Origin of the sequence: uncultured Methanobrevibacter sp., from assembly GCF_946184425.1 — an archaeon.
Taxonomy (GTDB): domain Archaea; phylum Methanobacteriota; class Methanobacteria; order Methanobacteriales; family Methanobacteriaceae; genus Methanocatella.
Genome location: NZ_CAMHFP010000050.1, coordinates 1 through 15,558 on the forward strand (window position 1 = coordinate 1; position 15,558 = coordinate 15,558).

Annotated in this window: 11 protein-coding genes and 1 tRNA gene; all 12 read right to left on the reverse strand. The window is 32.2% G+C overall.

Annotated features, from left to right (window positions below):
• Positions 1-401, reverse strand: a 401-nt coding sequence (locus tag Q0P94_RS09275; RefSeq protein ID WP_295115924.1) for a F420-dependent methylenetetrahydromethanopterin dehydrogenase, incomplete at its 3' end; no start/stop codon positions are given.
• A 268-nt stretch (positions 402-669) separates the two neighbouring features.
• Positions 670-741: transfer RNA gene (locus tag Q0P94_RS09280), tRNA-Val, on the reverse strand.
• Between the two features lie 83 nt (positions 742-824).
• Positions 825-1,403, reverse strand: coding sequence for an imidazoleglycerol-phosphate dehydratase HisB (hisB, locus tag Q0P94_RS09285; RefSeq protein WP_295115925.1), 579 nt, complete (start codon positions 1,401-1,403; stop codon positions 825-827).
• 39 nt (positions 1,404-1,442) lie between these two features.
• Positions 1,443-1,643 (reverse strand): 4Fe-4S binding protein, encoded by a 201-nt coding sequence (locus Q0P94_RS09290; protein ID WP_367270233.1) that lies wholly within the window; start codon positions 1,641-1,643, stop codon positions 1,443-1,445.
• A 16-nt stretch (positions 1,644-1,659) separates the two neighbouring features.
• Positions 1,660-2,352, reverse strand: coding sequence for a TOBE domain-containing protein (locus Q0P94_RS09295; RefSeq protein ID WP_295115926.1), 693 nt, complete (start codon positions 2,350-2,352; stop codon positions 1,660-1,662).
• A 67-nt stretch (positions 2,353-2,419) separates the two neighbouring features.
• Positions 2,420-3,979: a flippase gene (locus Q0P94_RS09300; RefSeq protein ID WP_295115928.1), complete on the reverse strand. Its 1,560-nt coding sequence runs from the start codon at positions 3,977-3,979 to the stop codon at positions 2,420-2,422.
• 48 nt (positions 3,980-4,027) lie between these two features.
• On the reverse strand, positions 4,028-4,612 hold the full coding sequence (locus Q0P94_RS09305) for a flavodoxin family protein (RefSeq protein WP_295115929.1): 585 nt from the start codon (positions 4,610-4,612) through the stop codon (positions 4,028-4,030).
• A 107-nt stretch (positions 4,613-4,719) separates the two neighbouring features.
• Complete coding sequence (locus tag Q0P94_RS09310) at positions 4,720-8,421, reverse strand: DUF3344 domain-containing protein (protein WP_295115931.1); 3,702 nt, start codon at positions 8,419-8,421, stop codon at positions 4,720-4,722.
• A gap of 275 nt (positions 8,422-8,696) precedes the next feature.
• A complete protein-coding gene (locus tag Q0P94_RS09315; protein WP_295115933.1) occupies positions 8,697-9,029 on the reverse strand; it encodes a DUF2149 domain-containing protein in 333 nt (110 codons plus the stop codon).
• A gap of 2 nt (positions 9,030-9,031) precedes the next feature.
• A complete protein-coding gene (locus tag Q0P94_RS09320) occupies positions 9,032-9,682 on the reverse strand; it encodes a MotA/TolQ/ExbB proton channel family protein (RefSeq protein ID WP_295115940.1) in 651 nt (216 codons plus the stop codon).
• Positions 9,683-9,694: 12 nt separating this feature from the next.
• Positions 9,695-10,402, reverse strand: a complete 708-nt coding sequence (locus Q0P94_RS09325) for a DUF2162 domain-containing protein (RefSeq protein ID WP_295115935.1) — start codon at positions 10,400-10,402, stop codon at positions 9,695-9,697.
• Between the two features lie 9 nt (positions 10,403-10,411).
• Positions 10,412-15,445, reverse strand: a complete 5,034-nt coding sequence (locus tag Q0P94_RS09330; RefSeq protein WP_295115937.1) for a cobaltochelatase subunit CobN — start codon at positions 15,443-15,445, stop codon at positions 10,412-10,414.
• Positions 15,446-15,558: the final 113 nt, after the last annotated feature.

Below are 15,558 nucleotides of genomic sequence, written 5' to 3' on the forward strand. Positions count from 1 at the left end.
ATAGCCATTTCAGTTGGGTCTAACCATTCTCTTTTTGCACCAATCATTGGGTCAGACATAACAATGATGTAACCTAAGCCTTGTTCATCCATTTCATCTTTTTTACCTTTACCAGGTGCGTCACCAATGATAATAGCAGGAATATCTTTTTCAGATAATAATTCTCTTGCTTTAGCTGGTCCAGGTGCTCCTGGGTTTGGGCTTATGAAAATTGCGAAATCAGGTTCGAAAGCGTCTATTTTAGGAACAACGTCTTCTACTTGTTCAGGGTTCATTTTTGCTCCAGATCCAAAAGTTCTTACATCGATATTTGGTCTGTCTGCTCTTTCGTCTAACAATAGGTCAATTACTGGTGAAGTACCAATATTACCACTTTTAATAATAGCAATTTTAACTACCATAATTAAGTCTCCTTTTTCGATAATTATAATTTTAATTCAAAAACTATTTAAATTTTATTATTTACAATTTTTAATCAGTTAAACAATTATTTCAATAGAATTTGTTCATCATATTAATTTAATGAATCATATTTTATATAATCTATAGAATTTTTAAAAATTTCTTAATAATATAAATGTAAAATATACAAAAAAAGCACAAAAAAACACGTGTGAAAACAATGAAAAAGTTGACTGTAGTGAAAAAATCTAAAAAATTAGAATAGAGTGGTTCCGACGAGATTCGAACTCGTGATCCCCTCCTTGTAAGGGAGGTATCATACCACTAGACCACGGAACCAACAAACAATATTATGATTTTATTATTATATAAATATTTCGGTTTATAAAAAAATATTAAATTAAAATAAATTTTAAGAATACTTATAATACACCTTTAGTGGAAGGAATTTGGTCATGTTCTATTTTAATAGCTTCTTTTAAAGATTTGGCAAATGCCTTAAATATTGCTTCAGCCTTATGATGGTCATTTGCTCCCTCCACAGTCCCATAAATATTCAATTTAGCAGAACCTGCAAAAGATTCGAAAAAATGGATTACAATATCTGAAGTCATATCTCCTATTTTTTCATTTTTAAAATCAAGACTCATATTGCAGTAACTGCGTCCACTAATGTCAATTGCAACGGTGGCGACTGATTCATCCATAGGAACGATGGCATGAGCCATTCGTTTAATGCCTTTCTTATCACCAATAGCCTGCAGAAAAGCTTCACCAAGCAATATTCCAACATCTTCAATAGTATGGTGATCATCGATTTCAACATCTCCAGATGCTTCAATTTCCAAATCAATCATACTATGTTTTGAAAATGATTCCAGCATATGATTAAAAAAATTCACTCCTGTTGAAATATTATAGTTACCTTTTCCGTCAAGATTCATTTTTATGGTGATATCTGTTTCGGAAGTTTTTCTTGAAACATTTGAAATTCTAGTCATGATCTAACCTATAAAATAATTGATTTTAGCATTAATAATTTATACTTCTTCGCCCGGACGTATGATTTTAATGCAGTCTACAGGACATTCCATTGCACATAGTGTACAAACATGACAGTATCTTAAGTCCAATATATGTGCAACGTTGCTTATTTTCCAAATTTTAGCTGCTTTCGGACAAATTTCATAACAATTCCCACAACCGGTACACTTATCTTCATCAACTAAAATTTGCAACATTATTTCACCTTTCAAATTATAATTTTAAAGTAGCAACAGACATTGCCTTGAATCCAACATATACTTCTTTACCAATAGTAAGATTTAATTCCTTTTCGGCAGATAAGGTAATATCTGAGAACAGATTGATTCCACCAACATCAATACTGACACGAATGACTTCATTTTGGAGTTTCATTTCAACAATTTGACCTTTTAGAATATTACGAATACTTGATGTTTGAGGTTCCAACATTAAGAAGATATTATCATAGCTTATTAATGCCAATATCCTATCTCCAACTTTATAATTTCTATTTAATGGAGCGTTAATTTCAAATTCATGCATTTTGATTGTCATTACACCTTTAACTTCATCAACATTAACTATTTCAGATTCAATTTCATTAACATCCTTATGAAGTTCCATGATAGCATTGATTTTCTTACATTCTTTTAAAATAGAGTATCCTTCATCCGTGAGAGAGGTTCCTCCTCCACCACCTTTTCCGCCTTTTGTTGTGTTTACAATCTTAACATCTAGACCTGACTCAATCTTATCAATATAATTCAAGGCAGTCCTATAAGAAACATTAATAAATTTCGCAGCTGCAGTAAGAGAACCTGTGTCTAAAATTGACTCTAAAAGTTGGAATTTCTTACTATCTAACAAGAAAGAATTGCCATCAATATTAATTTTATATTCTACTCCTGCTTTTACATCAGTCATATTATAATCCCCCAATTATAATTGATATAATTTATATTTTTTATATATAAAATAGTTTTCTTATAAATTAATTTCTAAATTCAATTCTTTCGACAAAATTTAATAATTTATTTACAAGTTTAGATAAAGGACCTAATTTAGATGAATAATCTCTTAAAGTAGCAATATCTTCTTTTGTGAAAAATTTTACTAAAATCAAAGCAAAGAAATAAACAATCATACAAATGATAATTCCCGGAAACAAGAGTAAAGTGGTTTTAGGAATAAAAAACCCAACAACACCCATAATTGCTGTTGCTGCCATAATTTTGATGACAGATTTGGTTGGAGGACTAGTTTTAGTTAATTTAAATACAAAATAAATGCAAGGAACCATCATTAAGAAACATGCAATTGTGGTTGCGGTTGCACCACCTGCAATTCCTAAAAATGGAGCTAAAATCCAGGAAAGAACACCAGTAACAATTGAACCGAATACTAAAATATACATTGGAATTCTAGGATTTCCAATACCTTGGACAATACTTGTTGATATAGCAAAAATTGAATAAAAAGTCATACCTATGGCCAATATTGCCAAAGCGGAAGCACCGTTTACATAAGCAGGATTTTTGAAGTAAAGTAATTTTAAGGTTGGAGCTGCAAATAAAGCAAGTCCGATACACATTGGAATTACAAATAATAGTGATATCTTATAAGATTCACCCACATACTTCTGAAGAGCCTTAATATCATGAAGCTTAAATGCTTCAGAAGAAGCTGGCAAAATAGTAGTTGCAACGGAAATAGAAATCATTAGCGGCAATCTTGCAATAGGATCTGCTGCTACGAAAAATCCAACATCTGCAAGTGTTAAAAATTTACCCATAATAACAGTACAGATGTTAAAAATGAGCATTTCTGCAATAGCGGTTATAATAACTGGAATTGCAAACTTGACAAGCATGATTCCAAGCTTCAGTTCATCTCTAAATGAAAAAACAAAATCATCACTATACTTAGGGATATATTTCGGCATGTAAACTTTGAATATGTAAACTGCAGAAAAGGCAGCAAGAGCATAACCTATAACAGTACCCCATACCGCACCAACAGTAGACAAACCTATCAATACAAAGACAGTTGCAAATAAAATCATGAATAACTGCTCTATAGCACGGGTATAAACGATATATTCCATTTTGTATACACCCTGGAATGCTCCTCTAAAAGCGCCCAAAACGACACTGAATGGAGTAATACATCCAATAATTTGAATAGGAAGCATTGTTTCCGGTTTTTTTAAAAATACATTAGCTAAAATCGGACCGATGACAAAAATCATCAGAAATCCTAAAAATAGACCCAGAAATACCATTATCTTCAACGAAGTGAAAATAGTCTGCCTAGCCATATTATGGTCATCGACAGCCTCATATTCTGCTATATATTTAGATATTGCTGGAGGAAGACCACCTGATGCCAAAGTTTGAAAAATACCCTGGAATGACATGGTAATTCCAAGAATACCATTAGCAGTAGGGCCTAAAAGTGTAGCCATTAAGAAACGGTATAAATAACCTCCAATACGGAAAATTATGTTTCCGATAAAAATTATCAAACTACCTCGTACTAACTTATTTGCCATAATATACCTTTAAAAATTAGTTACTTATATTATACTTGATTGTAGTATTTAAATGTACTTATTTAAGAAATTTTCAAATTCATGTAAAGTTCTGTCTAATGAGTCCATCCCATACATATCACGTTTAAGCTCATCAAGAGAATCATTAGACCAAAAGGAAGCACCTAAATTAGAGCCGAATGGACCTCCACTTACAGGAATTATCCCATGTATCATAAAATATGTAATGTTTTTTAGATGAACGAAATCCTGTCCGCCGGTTCTGTCTCCGCCCACAGCAATGCTCATTCCAATTTTTCCGCGAAGCAGATTATAATCGATAGCTTCCAGAGCACGTGTACGATCCATAATTGCAGCCAAATTAGAACTTATTCCTCCACTTTGAACAGGTGTGGCCAAAATTATCCCATCAGATTTTTGAAGACCTTCATAAACTTCAGCCATATCATCATCTATAATGCATTTTTTGTTTTCCAAACAGTAATCACAGTGCATGCATGGCTTAATATCCTTTCCATGACAAGCAAACATTTCAGTTTCAAAACCATGATTATTTAATTTTTCCAAAGCTGCATTCAAAACATATTCTGTTGTATTTTTACGGGGACTAGCACAAATTCCAAAAACTTTCATCTAATCAAAACCAGTATCTTATAAATGAATATTGGGAATTAATAATTAAATATATTTTATGGATAAGGATTGAAAAAAAAAGAAAAAAAGAAAAGAAATTTTAATTTCTATCTTATTACAGTAATTCTTGCTGACTTTAATAAAGCATTATAGTATTTGTTACCTGCAAATTTAATTGCAGCATTGAACCTGCCAACTTTATTTAATTTTGTAATCTTAAATATGGCCTGTCCTTTTGCATTGGTAATTGCTTTATAGAGTTTACCATTAACTTTTAAGGTCACTAAAACCTTTTTCATGTATTGGTTTTTATTGGTTTTTAAAATAACGCTGTATAATTTAATTTTAGATTTTACCTTATAAGTTTTCTTTAATGCAAACATTTTAGGTGTTGCTTTTTTAACAACGACTTTAGTGCTAACACTAGATGCCTTATATGCAGCATTGCCTGCAAATTTAATAGTGGCAGGATAAGTTTTTGGCACTAAAGAAGAAATTACAACTTTTGCCTGACCTTTTTTATCAGTGGTTCTGATAATGGTTTTACCATTGATAAGAATAGTAACTTTGCAATTAGATAATGCTTTGCCTGTTGAATCTTTTAAGGTAGCTATCAAATATTTGTTTACACTATAAATTGCAGTCACTTGAGGAGCAACAATCTTAGTAGATACTTTTTCCACTGTTACAATAAATTGCTGTAAAGCCAAAATTGTAGAACCTGTAGCAACGAATGAAATAGAATTGCTGTTTTTAACTAAAGTGGATACGTCTTTAGTGAATAAATCAGTTGTAGATGAAGTTCCATTCCAAACATTATCATAAGATTTTCCATTAAATACAACATTGCCTTCACCACTTTGAGCACCCGCAGCTAAAACATAAAGAGTAGCGCCAGTAATATCTTTGGCAGATATGTTTATTGTTGAATCAGTGTTAACGGTTCTATTTGCTTTATTATTGGAAGTACCAGCTAATAAATCAGCACCATCGGTAATGTAAACAGTTTTAACAGTTGAACTGCCAGTTATATTATACATATAAACTAAAGCACTTGGATAAACAGCAGGTGTTTTTGCAGATTTAGAAACAAATAAACTATTATTTCCAATTGTCATTAAATCAGTTACATCATAAACATAAAGGCCATAGGCATATCCGCCATAATTACCTAAATTACTTTGGTCCACATAAGTATTGACAGGAGTAATATTAGCATTATTAAATGCAACTGAAATGCTGCCTCCTAAATTAGGATTCCACCAGTTATAAGGCACATAAACAAATGCCTTAACAATTTTAGATTTATCAGGCAAATTAACTGTCCAAACATCAGTTCTGTTAAGAACAGCAGCACCCATATAAGTACTTACATCCTTAATATCAACAACAATATCACCAGTGAATTTATAAGATTCCACAGGCCCGAAAGCACCTTTTGGATAAGCTAAATCTTTACCTAAATTACCATTATACAAAACAGGAACAATTAACTCGGATTCACCAACTTTACTATCTTTAAATAATAATTGAACAGTATAATTAACTTTAGTGTTGTTAGCGCCTTTGACAGTAGTTTCATCAACAGCCCTAACAGTAGGATCAGTCAACAATAAAGTATTATCCCCTTCATTTAAAGTAGCATCAATAGAATCAACAACAACACCATCAGCCAACAACTGAACAGAATAATTTCCATTCTTATTAGTCTTTACAGTGGCTGTGACAGTATTATTAGTACCGGCATAACAAGTATTAGCATACTCAGTAGCTAAAGAAACATCAGTTTCAACGGCATCTATTGAAGTTACAATAAGTTGTTGCAAAGATAAAATTGTAGAACCAGTTGCAACAAATGAAATAGAATTAGTGTCTTTTATTAAACCAGAAACATCTTTTGTGAATATGTCAGTAGTGGATGAAGTTCCACTCCAAACATCACCATATGACTCATTATTAAATACTATATCACCTTCACCACTTTGGGCTCCTGCAGCAAAAATGTAAAGAGTGGCATTAGTAATATCTTCAGTGAAAACATCAATTAAAGAATCTATTTTGACTGTCCTATTTGCTTTATTATTAGAAGTACCTGCAAGCAAATCAGCATCATTTACAATGTAAACTGTGTTTACAACTTTACTTCCAGTTGAATTGTAGAAATAAACTAAAGCACTTGGATAAACAGCAGGAGTTTTAGCATCTTTATTAACGAAGAATGAATTATCACCAGAAGTCATTAAATCAGTTACATCATAAACATAAAGACCATAAGTGTAACCACCATAATTACCTAAATTACTTTGGTCCACATAAGTATTAACAGGAGTTACAGATTGACCATTGAATGTAGCAGAGAGATTACCATTCAAATTAGGATTCCACCAATTATAAGGTAAATAAACGAATGCCTTGACAAGTTTTGAATTGTTATCTAAATTAAATGTCCAAACATCAGTTCTGTTAAGAACAGCAGCACCCATATAAGTACCTACATCCTTAATATCAACAACAATATCACCAGTGAACACATAAGAATCTACAGTTTTATAAGCACCGGCAGGATAAGCTAAATCTTTACCCAAATTACCATTATACAAAACAGGAACAACTAATTCGGATGAGCCTACAATAAGGTCATCATAAATTAATTGGACAGTATAGTTAACTTTAGTGTTGTTAGCGCCTTTGACAGTAGTTTCATCAACAGCCCTAACAGTAGGATCAGTCAACAATAAAGTATTATCCCCTTCATTTAAAGTAGCATCAATAGAATCAACAACAACACCATCAGCCAACAACTGAACAGAATAATTTCCATTCTTATTAGTCTTTACAGTGGCTGTGACAGTATTATTAGTACCGGCATAACAAGTATTAGCATACTCAGTAGCTAAAGAAACATCAGTTTCAAATGGCTGAGCAACAAGAACTGACAATACATTTTTAATTGAACCATATGAAGAAGTTCCTGCATAAGATACCAATAATTCTGTATTTCTAGCGTTTAATTGTTTGGTTAAATCCCATTGATTCAATTGATAATAGTTACCAGATTTATGAACCCCCGCATCACTTAAAAATTCGCCATTTAATCTATAGGATCCGTCCCCACTTGAAAGAACAATGTTAGTTAAACGCAATAGATAAGCCTTATCAGTTAAGGAGGATGTGTCAAAAGTTACTGTAACATTAGTTTTTGACCATAATTGATTAGAGTCTATCCAATAATTAATTACATCATCATCCCCATCATCATATGCTAAAACTAAACTGATTAATTTTATTCTACCATCAAATGTTTTATTTTCCATTTCAAAAGTTTTAACATCCAATGTAATATGTGTACCGTTTAATCCTTTTAAAGAGTTAGTAATATCATAATACATCATATAATCAGAATAACATTTAGTAGTGTGGTTATTTACTGTATAAACAGTTCCATCAGTACTTCCTTGTTCAATCCACAATTGTTCACTAGCTAATTGACTTTCCCCAGTTACTGTTTTAAGAGTTATATTGGCATTAGCCCCATGAGTATTAGTGGCTGAACCTCCATAAACATTTACATAAACAGCAGCATTTTTAATTTCTTTTGCATCAGAAGGAATATCATAATTAAGCTCACCACTAGTAGCCCATGGATTTTCAGTTACCACATCCACATCACCAGAAACAGAATCTCCAACAACAATTTCTCCACCTGCAGAAACAGTTTCGTTATCCACATCGCTAGCAGATATTGCACTTACACTAAGAACAATCATGAAAACTAAAACAAAAATAAAACCAATTTTTTTATTTTTCATAATAATCCCCAACAAAATTTTTTACAATGTACAGTACAAGATAATTTTAATTTGTAATAAAAAAAATTAAAATTATATTATTATTAATAGTACAATTTTATTTTAAAGTAATACTTATTTAAATATTTCTATAAAGCCTAAAAATTAAAAGTATAAATATAATGAACCTTTTTTCATGAAAAAATAATAAAAAATGCACTTAAATGAAAAAAAGTAATACTTTAAAGATAATAAAAAAAAATAAAGTATTAAAAAAGTATTACTTATAGAAAAATTTAACCTTCAACCATAATCAACTTACCCGTTGAAGGGTCCTTATACACTTTACCCATTTCCATATAACCTTGACCTGATGAATTTGATGAGTCAGGAGTTTCATTTAATTGCTGACCTTCACTCACTTCAGTTACATCTGGAGAATTCTCAATAGCTTTCTGTTGCTGTTGTGTTGAATCCTGAAAAACAACACTCTGCATATTCCAACTTATCACAACAAAAATCAATAACCCCACCGCAATCACAAGCATTGCATCAACAAGATTTGCGGTTCCGGCCATAGGATCTTCCTCACTTTCAGCAAATCTTTTTTTGTTTTTTTGTCTAACCATAATTAAATCTCTCCCTGATTTAATTTATCAAGTAAAGCATCGGTGAGAGAGTCTAAATCAGATAGATATTCCTCATACCATCTGCGTCTTATTTTTGATACAAAATATGCCACAGCACCAGATCCGATACCTACAACAGTTGTGTCAAAAGCAACTATAATTGCATTAGCCAATGTATTTACGTCACCCGCACCCAATGCAGCAAGACCCGGACCCATTGGAATTAAAGTACCCATCAATCCTAAAGTAGGACCTATTTTAGTAACAATATCAGTTCTTTCAATTTTTTTACCTAATTTGTTTTCTTCAAATTCTATTAATTTTCTGGCCAAAGTCTGTCTGGATTCTTTAGTTAAAGATTTAGAACGTAAAACTTTAATTAATACAACTTTTTGAGATTCATAGATCTTTGCATTCTTAATTAAATTTTTTAGTTCTTCAGCAGACCCGGCATTTGAAATTGAATAAATTATTTTTTCTAAAGAGTCAATGGGAATCTTTTTTCTCGATGTGTACTCGGAAACAAGCCCTCCCAATGTAAGTACTGCAAAAACTGCAAATATTACCAAGAATATAACAACAGGAATCTGTAAACTCTGAGAAATCATGTTTAAGATAGAAGTAATTACTTCACTACCCGGAACAGTTGCCACCATAACAATCACCTAATCAAAATTACTACTCTTTTTAGCTATTACGCCACCAATTGCCATAATGGCCAGCATCGCAATTATTGTAATGCTTACATAATCTACTGAAGAAATTGTTATTGCTTCCATTGGATTGAAAATCATAGCTGTAATACTCGGAAGGAATAATGCGGATAACAAGAAATATATTCCTAAAAAGAACATAAAATTGCCTAAAACAATCGGATATGGTTTTTTAATAAATCTAATAAGGTAATTTGAAGCGAAATATGTAACAACAATTGTTAAAACCAATGCTGCTGCAACAACTACACTTAAATCCAATAAACCTAAACCTACAGTAGGTGCCACTAACATAATACTTACAATAATTGAGCCAAAACAACACGGACAAGGGGCAACTACTGCCATACAAGTAGCAGCAGTCGTATTTCTTTCAAAAACTTTATATTCACGAATAGTAAATATTCCGGCCAGTATCATAATAACAGCCATTATCAAGAAAAATTCAAAATTATACGTATAAATCAGATCTGTAATTTGAGCCGTATAAAATGATGAAATCTCAGTTAAAACTAAAACTCCACCACCATAACCAATTGATACCAAAGCCAAATACTTCTTTGACATATTGGCCAAACCAGTAGCCAAACCCAACTTAATTCCAAAAATTAAAACTGCAGATAAAATCCCTATCTGCCACAACATACTAATTATTTCCATTAAATCGCCTCATAATTTCTCATCAAATAATTTATCCAAATCAGTAATCTCTTTTTCATCTCTATTTCTAAAGTAACCTACTCCAATAATTGCAATTAAAGATAAAATACCCAATACTGCAATAATAGACAAACCTACTTCACTAGCTGACTGGGAAGTCACAGGATTTATCTCAATTGCTTTTTTAACATCTGCACCTTGTGAACTGGCACTTGCAACATCACCAGATTCTCCATTCACACCGACATTGGAAAGAGCTTGTCCTTGTGAATTTTGACTGCTTTGAGAATAACTTTGAGTATTTGTTGATGATGTTGAGTTAGACACGACAGTTGCAGATGAAGTTGAACCTTTAACAGGATTAGTAGTTGAAGCTTCTTTATTAGGCTGTTTACTATTATCATCCTGTGGAGGAACATTAGATTGAGTATTGTTTAAAAATACTGGATTTTTAGTTGCTTCATAAAGTTTAGGTAATAATTGAGCTAAAATATCAGGATTGACATATTGTGCAGCCCATTGCATCATAGCAATATTACCACAGCTACAGTCACAGCATGCAACACCATTCTGAACTGTTGCTTTTGCCCATGTATTAGCAATATCTTTAATTGTTGAATCACTTGCTTTCCAATACCCTTCCTGAATGGCTGTTAACATTGTACCACCCATAGAAATAAGAGAATAAGCATTATTTCCTGTACCTAACCAATCTTTAACACCCAAATTATATTTATCCTTATAATAAGTGTTGTAAATCCTATTCCACAAATCATCACTAACAGCAGAAGGTCTTGTGACTTGCCAACCGTATAAATTAGTTACAAATTTGTTTGACATGTATCTGGCGCCACTATAACCCTCTTTCATCATGCCTGAAATCCAGCTAGGGTTATCGTACCTTGCAGCGATTTCTTTATACATTACCTCTTCAAGTGATGAGATGTGCGGTTTACTTTTATCGGCGTACATCAGAACTTTCATATTAGGGGTTTTATTGGAAATGTGCTCCACAGCCATTGAAAGACCTCCCCAATAATCAAAGAAGTCATCGTTGTCTAAAACTCCATATTGATTTGTATTACGACTGGTTATTATTGTATCAGAGTTGGATAATGCCCTAAGGAACACCAATGGATTAGTGTCTCCCCAATAATTTTTAGAATACATATTACCCATTCTGCCCAAATAGAAATCTGCCAGTTCACTTGTATCATTCCATGTCCAAGACATTGAAACCAGTTTAGAAATTCCCGCACCATAATCACCGTTAGGAGGTGCAAAAATACGTGTAATTGCACATTCACCTGCATATGTCTCATTATAGCCACTACTCAAATAATATAAACAGTCATTAATCCAATGTTTTGCAACATAATTTGAATCTAACGGTTCATTGGAAACGCCATAATAGTTAATACTTTCCATTACTGCTTCAAGAGCTTCTTTTAATTTTTTGCCATTTTCCCCTGCCATTAATGTTTTATTATTGATGATTGTTAAATAAGATCTGGCTAGTGAAACCCTAAATGCATTGTCTAAAAGTATGGACTGTGAAGAGTATAAATCTCTAAACAAACCGCTTGTTATTACAGTTACATCAATCCTTTTATTAGACCATCCATCCGGACGAGTTAAATCTGACAATTTAATAACTTCAGGCATTGCCCCAACTTTTTTACCTGTCGGATTGCCTTCATCATCAAATCCTGCACTTGAAGAGTCAGTCCAGACAGGTTTCATACCCAACAAATGAAGAACACTTGCGACTAAAGCACCGTCATCTCTTGCAGTCTCAACACACCAGATACCCATTATAATCTTTTCAATTGTGTCATTCAAACCATTTAAAGTCAATAATGCTAAAGTTTTTGCATAATCCCAAGCATCCATTGTTGGAAGTTCTGAAGACTGATCCTGGAACATATTCTTACCTGTTGGAAGAACAGCAGGTTTTACTATAACTTCACCGCCCTCACCAACTGGAATATACTTACCATTCAATCCATCAATCATGGCTTCCAATTCACTGGAAATGCTCATATTTATTAGGTTAATATAGCCTTTAGCTAAATTTAAACATGTAAGGAGGTTATCATTATCAAATTTAGCATCAACCCCAGATAATGTATTAAATACTGTATTTACATCCCAATATACCAAAGCTTTACATATATCATATGATTTATTCAATATTATTTCTCTTTCAAAAGAGGTTAAATCAGCATAATTTTTTGAATAATAAATGCTTGAAAGCTCACTAAACAAATTTAAAACACCCATATTATTTTCCAATACATAATCATGGGACAACATCGCAGAGACAGTATTTGCAACATCATCATCTGTCCATGGCTGACCTATCGCATGAAGTCCTAACGGGTATAAAGTATTTTGAATATCCTTTAGGAATTCATCAATGTAGTTTACTAAAGAATCAGCAGATAATCTTTTAATTTCTTCTTTAGAATATCCCAAATTAGTAGAATAATCATTATCTATAATTAAATTACGTAATTCTTCAGAAATCTTATTTTTATTATTGGAAGTTTTATACTCTTCCACCAATTTAGCCATTGATGTTAAATTACCATATAAATGAGTATAAGCCATCGGAGAAGTTAAATGTGAAATTATAACTGCAAATCCTCTTCTTTTTGCTTGAATAGCTTCTCCTAAACCGTCACTAATATAGAAATATAACTGAGGAACATCCCCAACAACTACAGAACCATAATCTGTGGCTGACAATAAAATTTCCTTGCCCGGCAACCATTCATGTGTTGCATGCCTTCCAACAAAAATCATAGCATTTGAATAGTATGTTTGCATATAATAGTAAGCGGCCAAATATTGATGGGTTGGAGCAACAGCTGTACAATGGTATAAATTTTCAATGTCTGATTCCCAACCTCTTTGAGGTTCAGGAGCAATGAAAATATTTCCATAAGTTAATCCAGGAATAACAAAATAATCAGATCCATTTCTATTAACAACCATAACATTTCCCGGTGAATCTCCCCAATCATTTAAACCAGAAACATTTAATTGCTTAAATTCATCGAAATATTTTAAAAATAACTTATAATATTCATCAGACTGAGTATCGGCATACTTTTTTAATGCATCAACAATATTATCCAAGACTTTTGTTGCATCAGCAGATTTCTCTTCTGGAAGTAAAGCAACAACCTGATTATACCAGTCATCAATTGTATCTCCAGTTGTTACAGTATAATTTAATTCAACAGCTCTTTTGGTTAACTCACCAATATAAGCAACAGGACCTTCACGAACTTGGATTTTAACAATATCATCTAATGAATTGAACCAGGAAGTATATTCGTCCACAGAAAGAAGAACAACACCGGATTGGTTGGCTAATTTTTCAAGCTCTCCAGGAGCCCAAGTAGCTACGTTAATACCGCATTTGATTATTAAGTCTTCCAATTCTGAGACATTTTTTGGCAATTCTCCGACATCGTATCCCTGGTCTTTTAAAGTGTGAAGCATGTTGTAAATGCTTGTTATGGTATCCAAATAACTAGAACCTATGTTTTGTTTTCCTGGCGGATAGTTATAATAGACAATTGATAAAACTTTATTTTTATTAATGGTATATTTCAAATCAACCCATGAATCTATTCTATCAGTTAACAAATCAATATTCCTATCATAAGGAATGTATGTTGTAATTTGTGCTCCTGTTATATTTGATATGTAACTTGACTGACCGCCAACAAATGTTGCATCAATTATTCCCTGAGTTTCAGCAATGGTAATATGCCACCACTTATCACTTTTTTCAGTAGTCAGACCTGTTGAACCTAATTCCCACATTTCATTTGAAACAAAATCTGAGTGCACCGCCCTAAAGACTGGAACAGCCAGCTGTTCGAAAAACTTAGTGGCATTAGAAAAGTTTTGACCCCCAACACCATATGCAACCATGGATATTATCGCATCAACATGAATCTCATAATTTGATGCATTTTTTAAAAATCCTGAATAATCAGTTTTTGCACTGGTCCATGACTCAATCATTACTTTTAACTGTTCTGCAGAACCACCAGCGGCAAAAACAGGTATGACATTATAACCTTTTGATTCCAAAGATTCAATTAAGCTGTAGCATGGGTGCAACTGCTGAGATTCAATATACATTGTACTTTCCAAAATACCTATAGTCCTGTTATTAGACTGCTTGAAGAATTCCGCAACATATTCCTCGAGAGTATACCATCTGTCACGATAAATTCCGTATTGCTTTACACCTGTGAATGTTGGTGCATTAAACTCAAAAGTGGTACCCAGATAGTTTAAAGTATACAATATTTGATTTTTCAAGTTTTCCTTATCATTTAAATTTTTATAAAGAACCATCTGATTAAACAATTCATTGAACTTGGTAGCATTCCTATTAATGTAATTATAAACATCAGAATATGATTTTCCACGTTTTGTATTTTCAAAATATTTAATTAACTCAGAATCTGTGAATGAAGAAAATATTTTATTATAATTTAAAGTATTATTTCTAATTAAACCTATTGAACTTGAACCTGAATTAAATTTACCTGAAGGCGGCTCTAAAATAAGAAACAATTTCTTATTGGATAATTCAGGGTATTTACCTAAAATATTTGTCAAAACTGAATCGACATCAGTACTGATCCACTCACCAACAAAACCGTCACAGGAGGACAATAAGCTAACTAATTTAGATTCATCCATATTTTTTATCTGTTCACCATTGCGAATTACCAAATTAACATTACTCATATTATGTGAATTGAAAATTTCATCACTGGCCTTATCCAAAATATTAGTTCCCGGACTGTCACTAACAATAAATAAATTAATATCACCATTAGAAGAAAGATTGCCCTGTGAGTTATCATTATACGATGCTGAAATTTCAGTGTTTGTACAATCACCTGTTGACAAATTTTCACTGTCAGCAATACATACTGAAACTTTTGAAGTGGAATTGTCAAATGCTAAAACTTGTGGAATCGTTAAACAAAAGACAAGAAATAGCAAGATAATTATACTAAAAAACTTTTTATTTTTTAAACAAAACATGAATACTACCTACAATAATTGAATTAATAATTTCACAATAATAAATATTAAATTATTTATTAATAAATTTA

Excerpts from the sequence above, each read along its gene's own strand:
- Q0P94_RS09305 (WP_295115929.1), bottom strand. The coding sequence starts at position 4,612 with ATGAAAGTTTTTGGAATTTGTGCTAGTCCCCGTAAAAATACAACAGAA.
- Q0P94_RS09315 (WP_295115933.1), bottom strand. The coding sequence starts at position 9,029 with ATGGTTAGACAAAAAAACAAAAAAAGATTTGCTGAAAGTGAGGAAGAT.
- Q0P94_RS09295 (WP_295115926.1), bottom strand. The coding sequence starts at position 2,352 with ATGACTGATGTAAAAGCAGGAGTAGAATATAAAATTAATATTGATGGC.
- Q0P94_RS09310 (WP_295115931.1), bottom strand. The coding sequence starts at position 8,421 with ATGAAAAATAAAAAAATTGGTTTTATTTTTGTTTTAGTTTTCATGATT.
- Q0P94_RS09290 (WP_367270233.1), bottom strand. The coding sequence starts at position 1,643 with ATGTTGCAAATTTTAGTTGATGAAGATAAGTGTACCGGTTGTGGGAAT.
- hisB (WP_295115925.1), bottom strand. The coding sequence starts at position 1,403 with ATGACTAGAATTTCAAATGTTTCAAGAAAAACTTCCGAAACAGATATC.
- Q0P94_RS09325 (WP_295115935.1), bottom strand. The coding sequence starts at position 10,402 with ATGGAAATAATTAGTATGTTGTGGCAGATAGGGATTTTATCTGCAGTT.
- Q0P94_RS09300 (WP_295115928.1), bottom strand. The coding sequence starts at position 3,979 with ATGGCAAATAAGTTAGTACGAGGTAGTTTGATAATTTTTATCGGAAAC.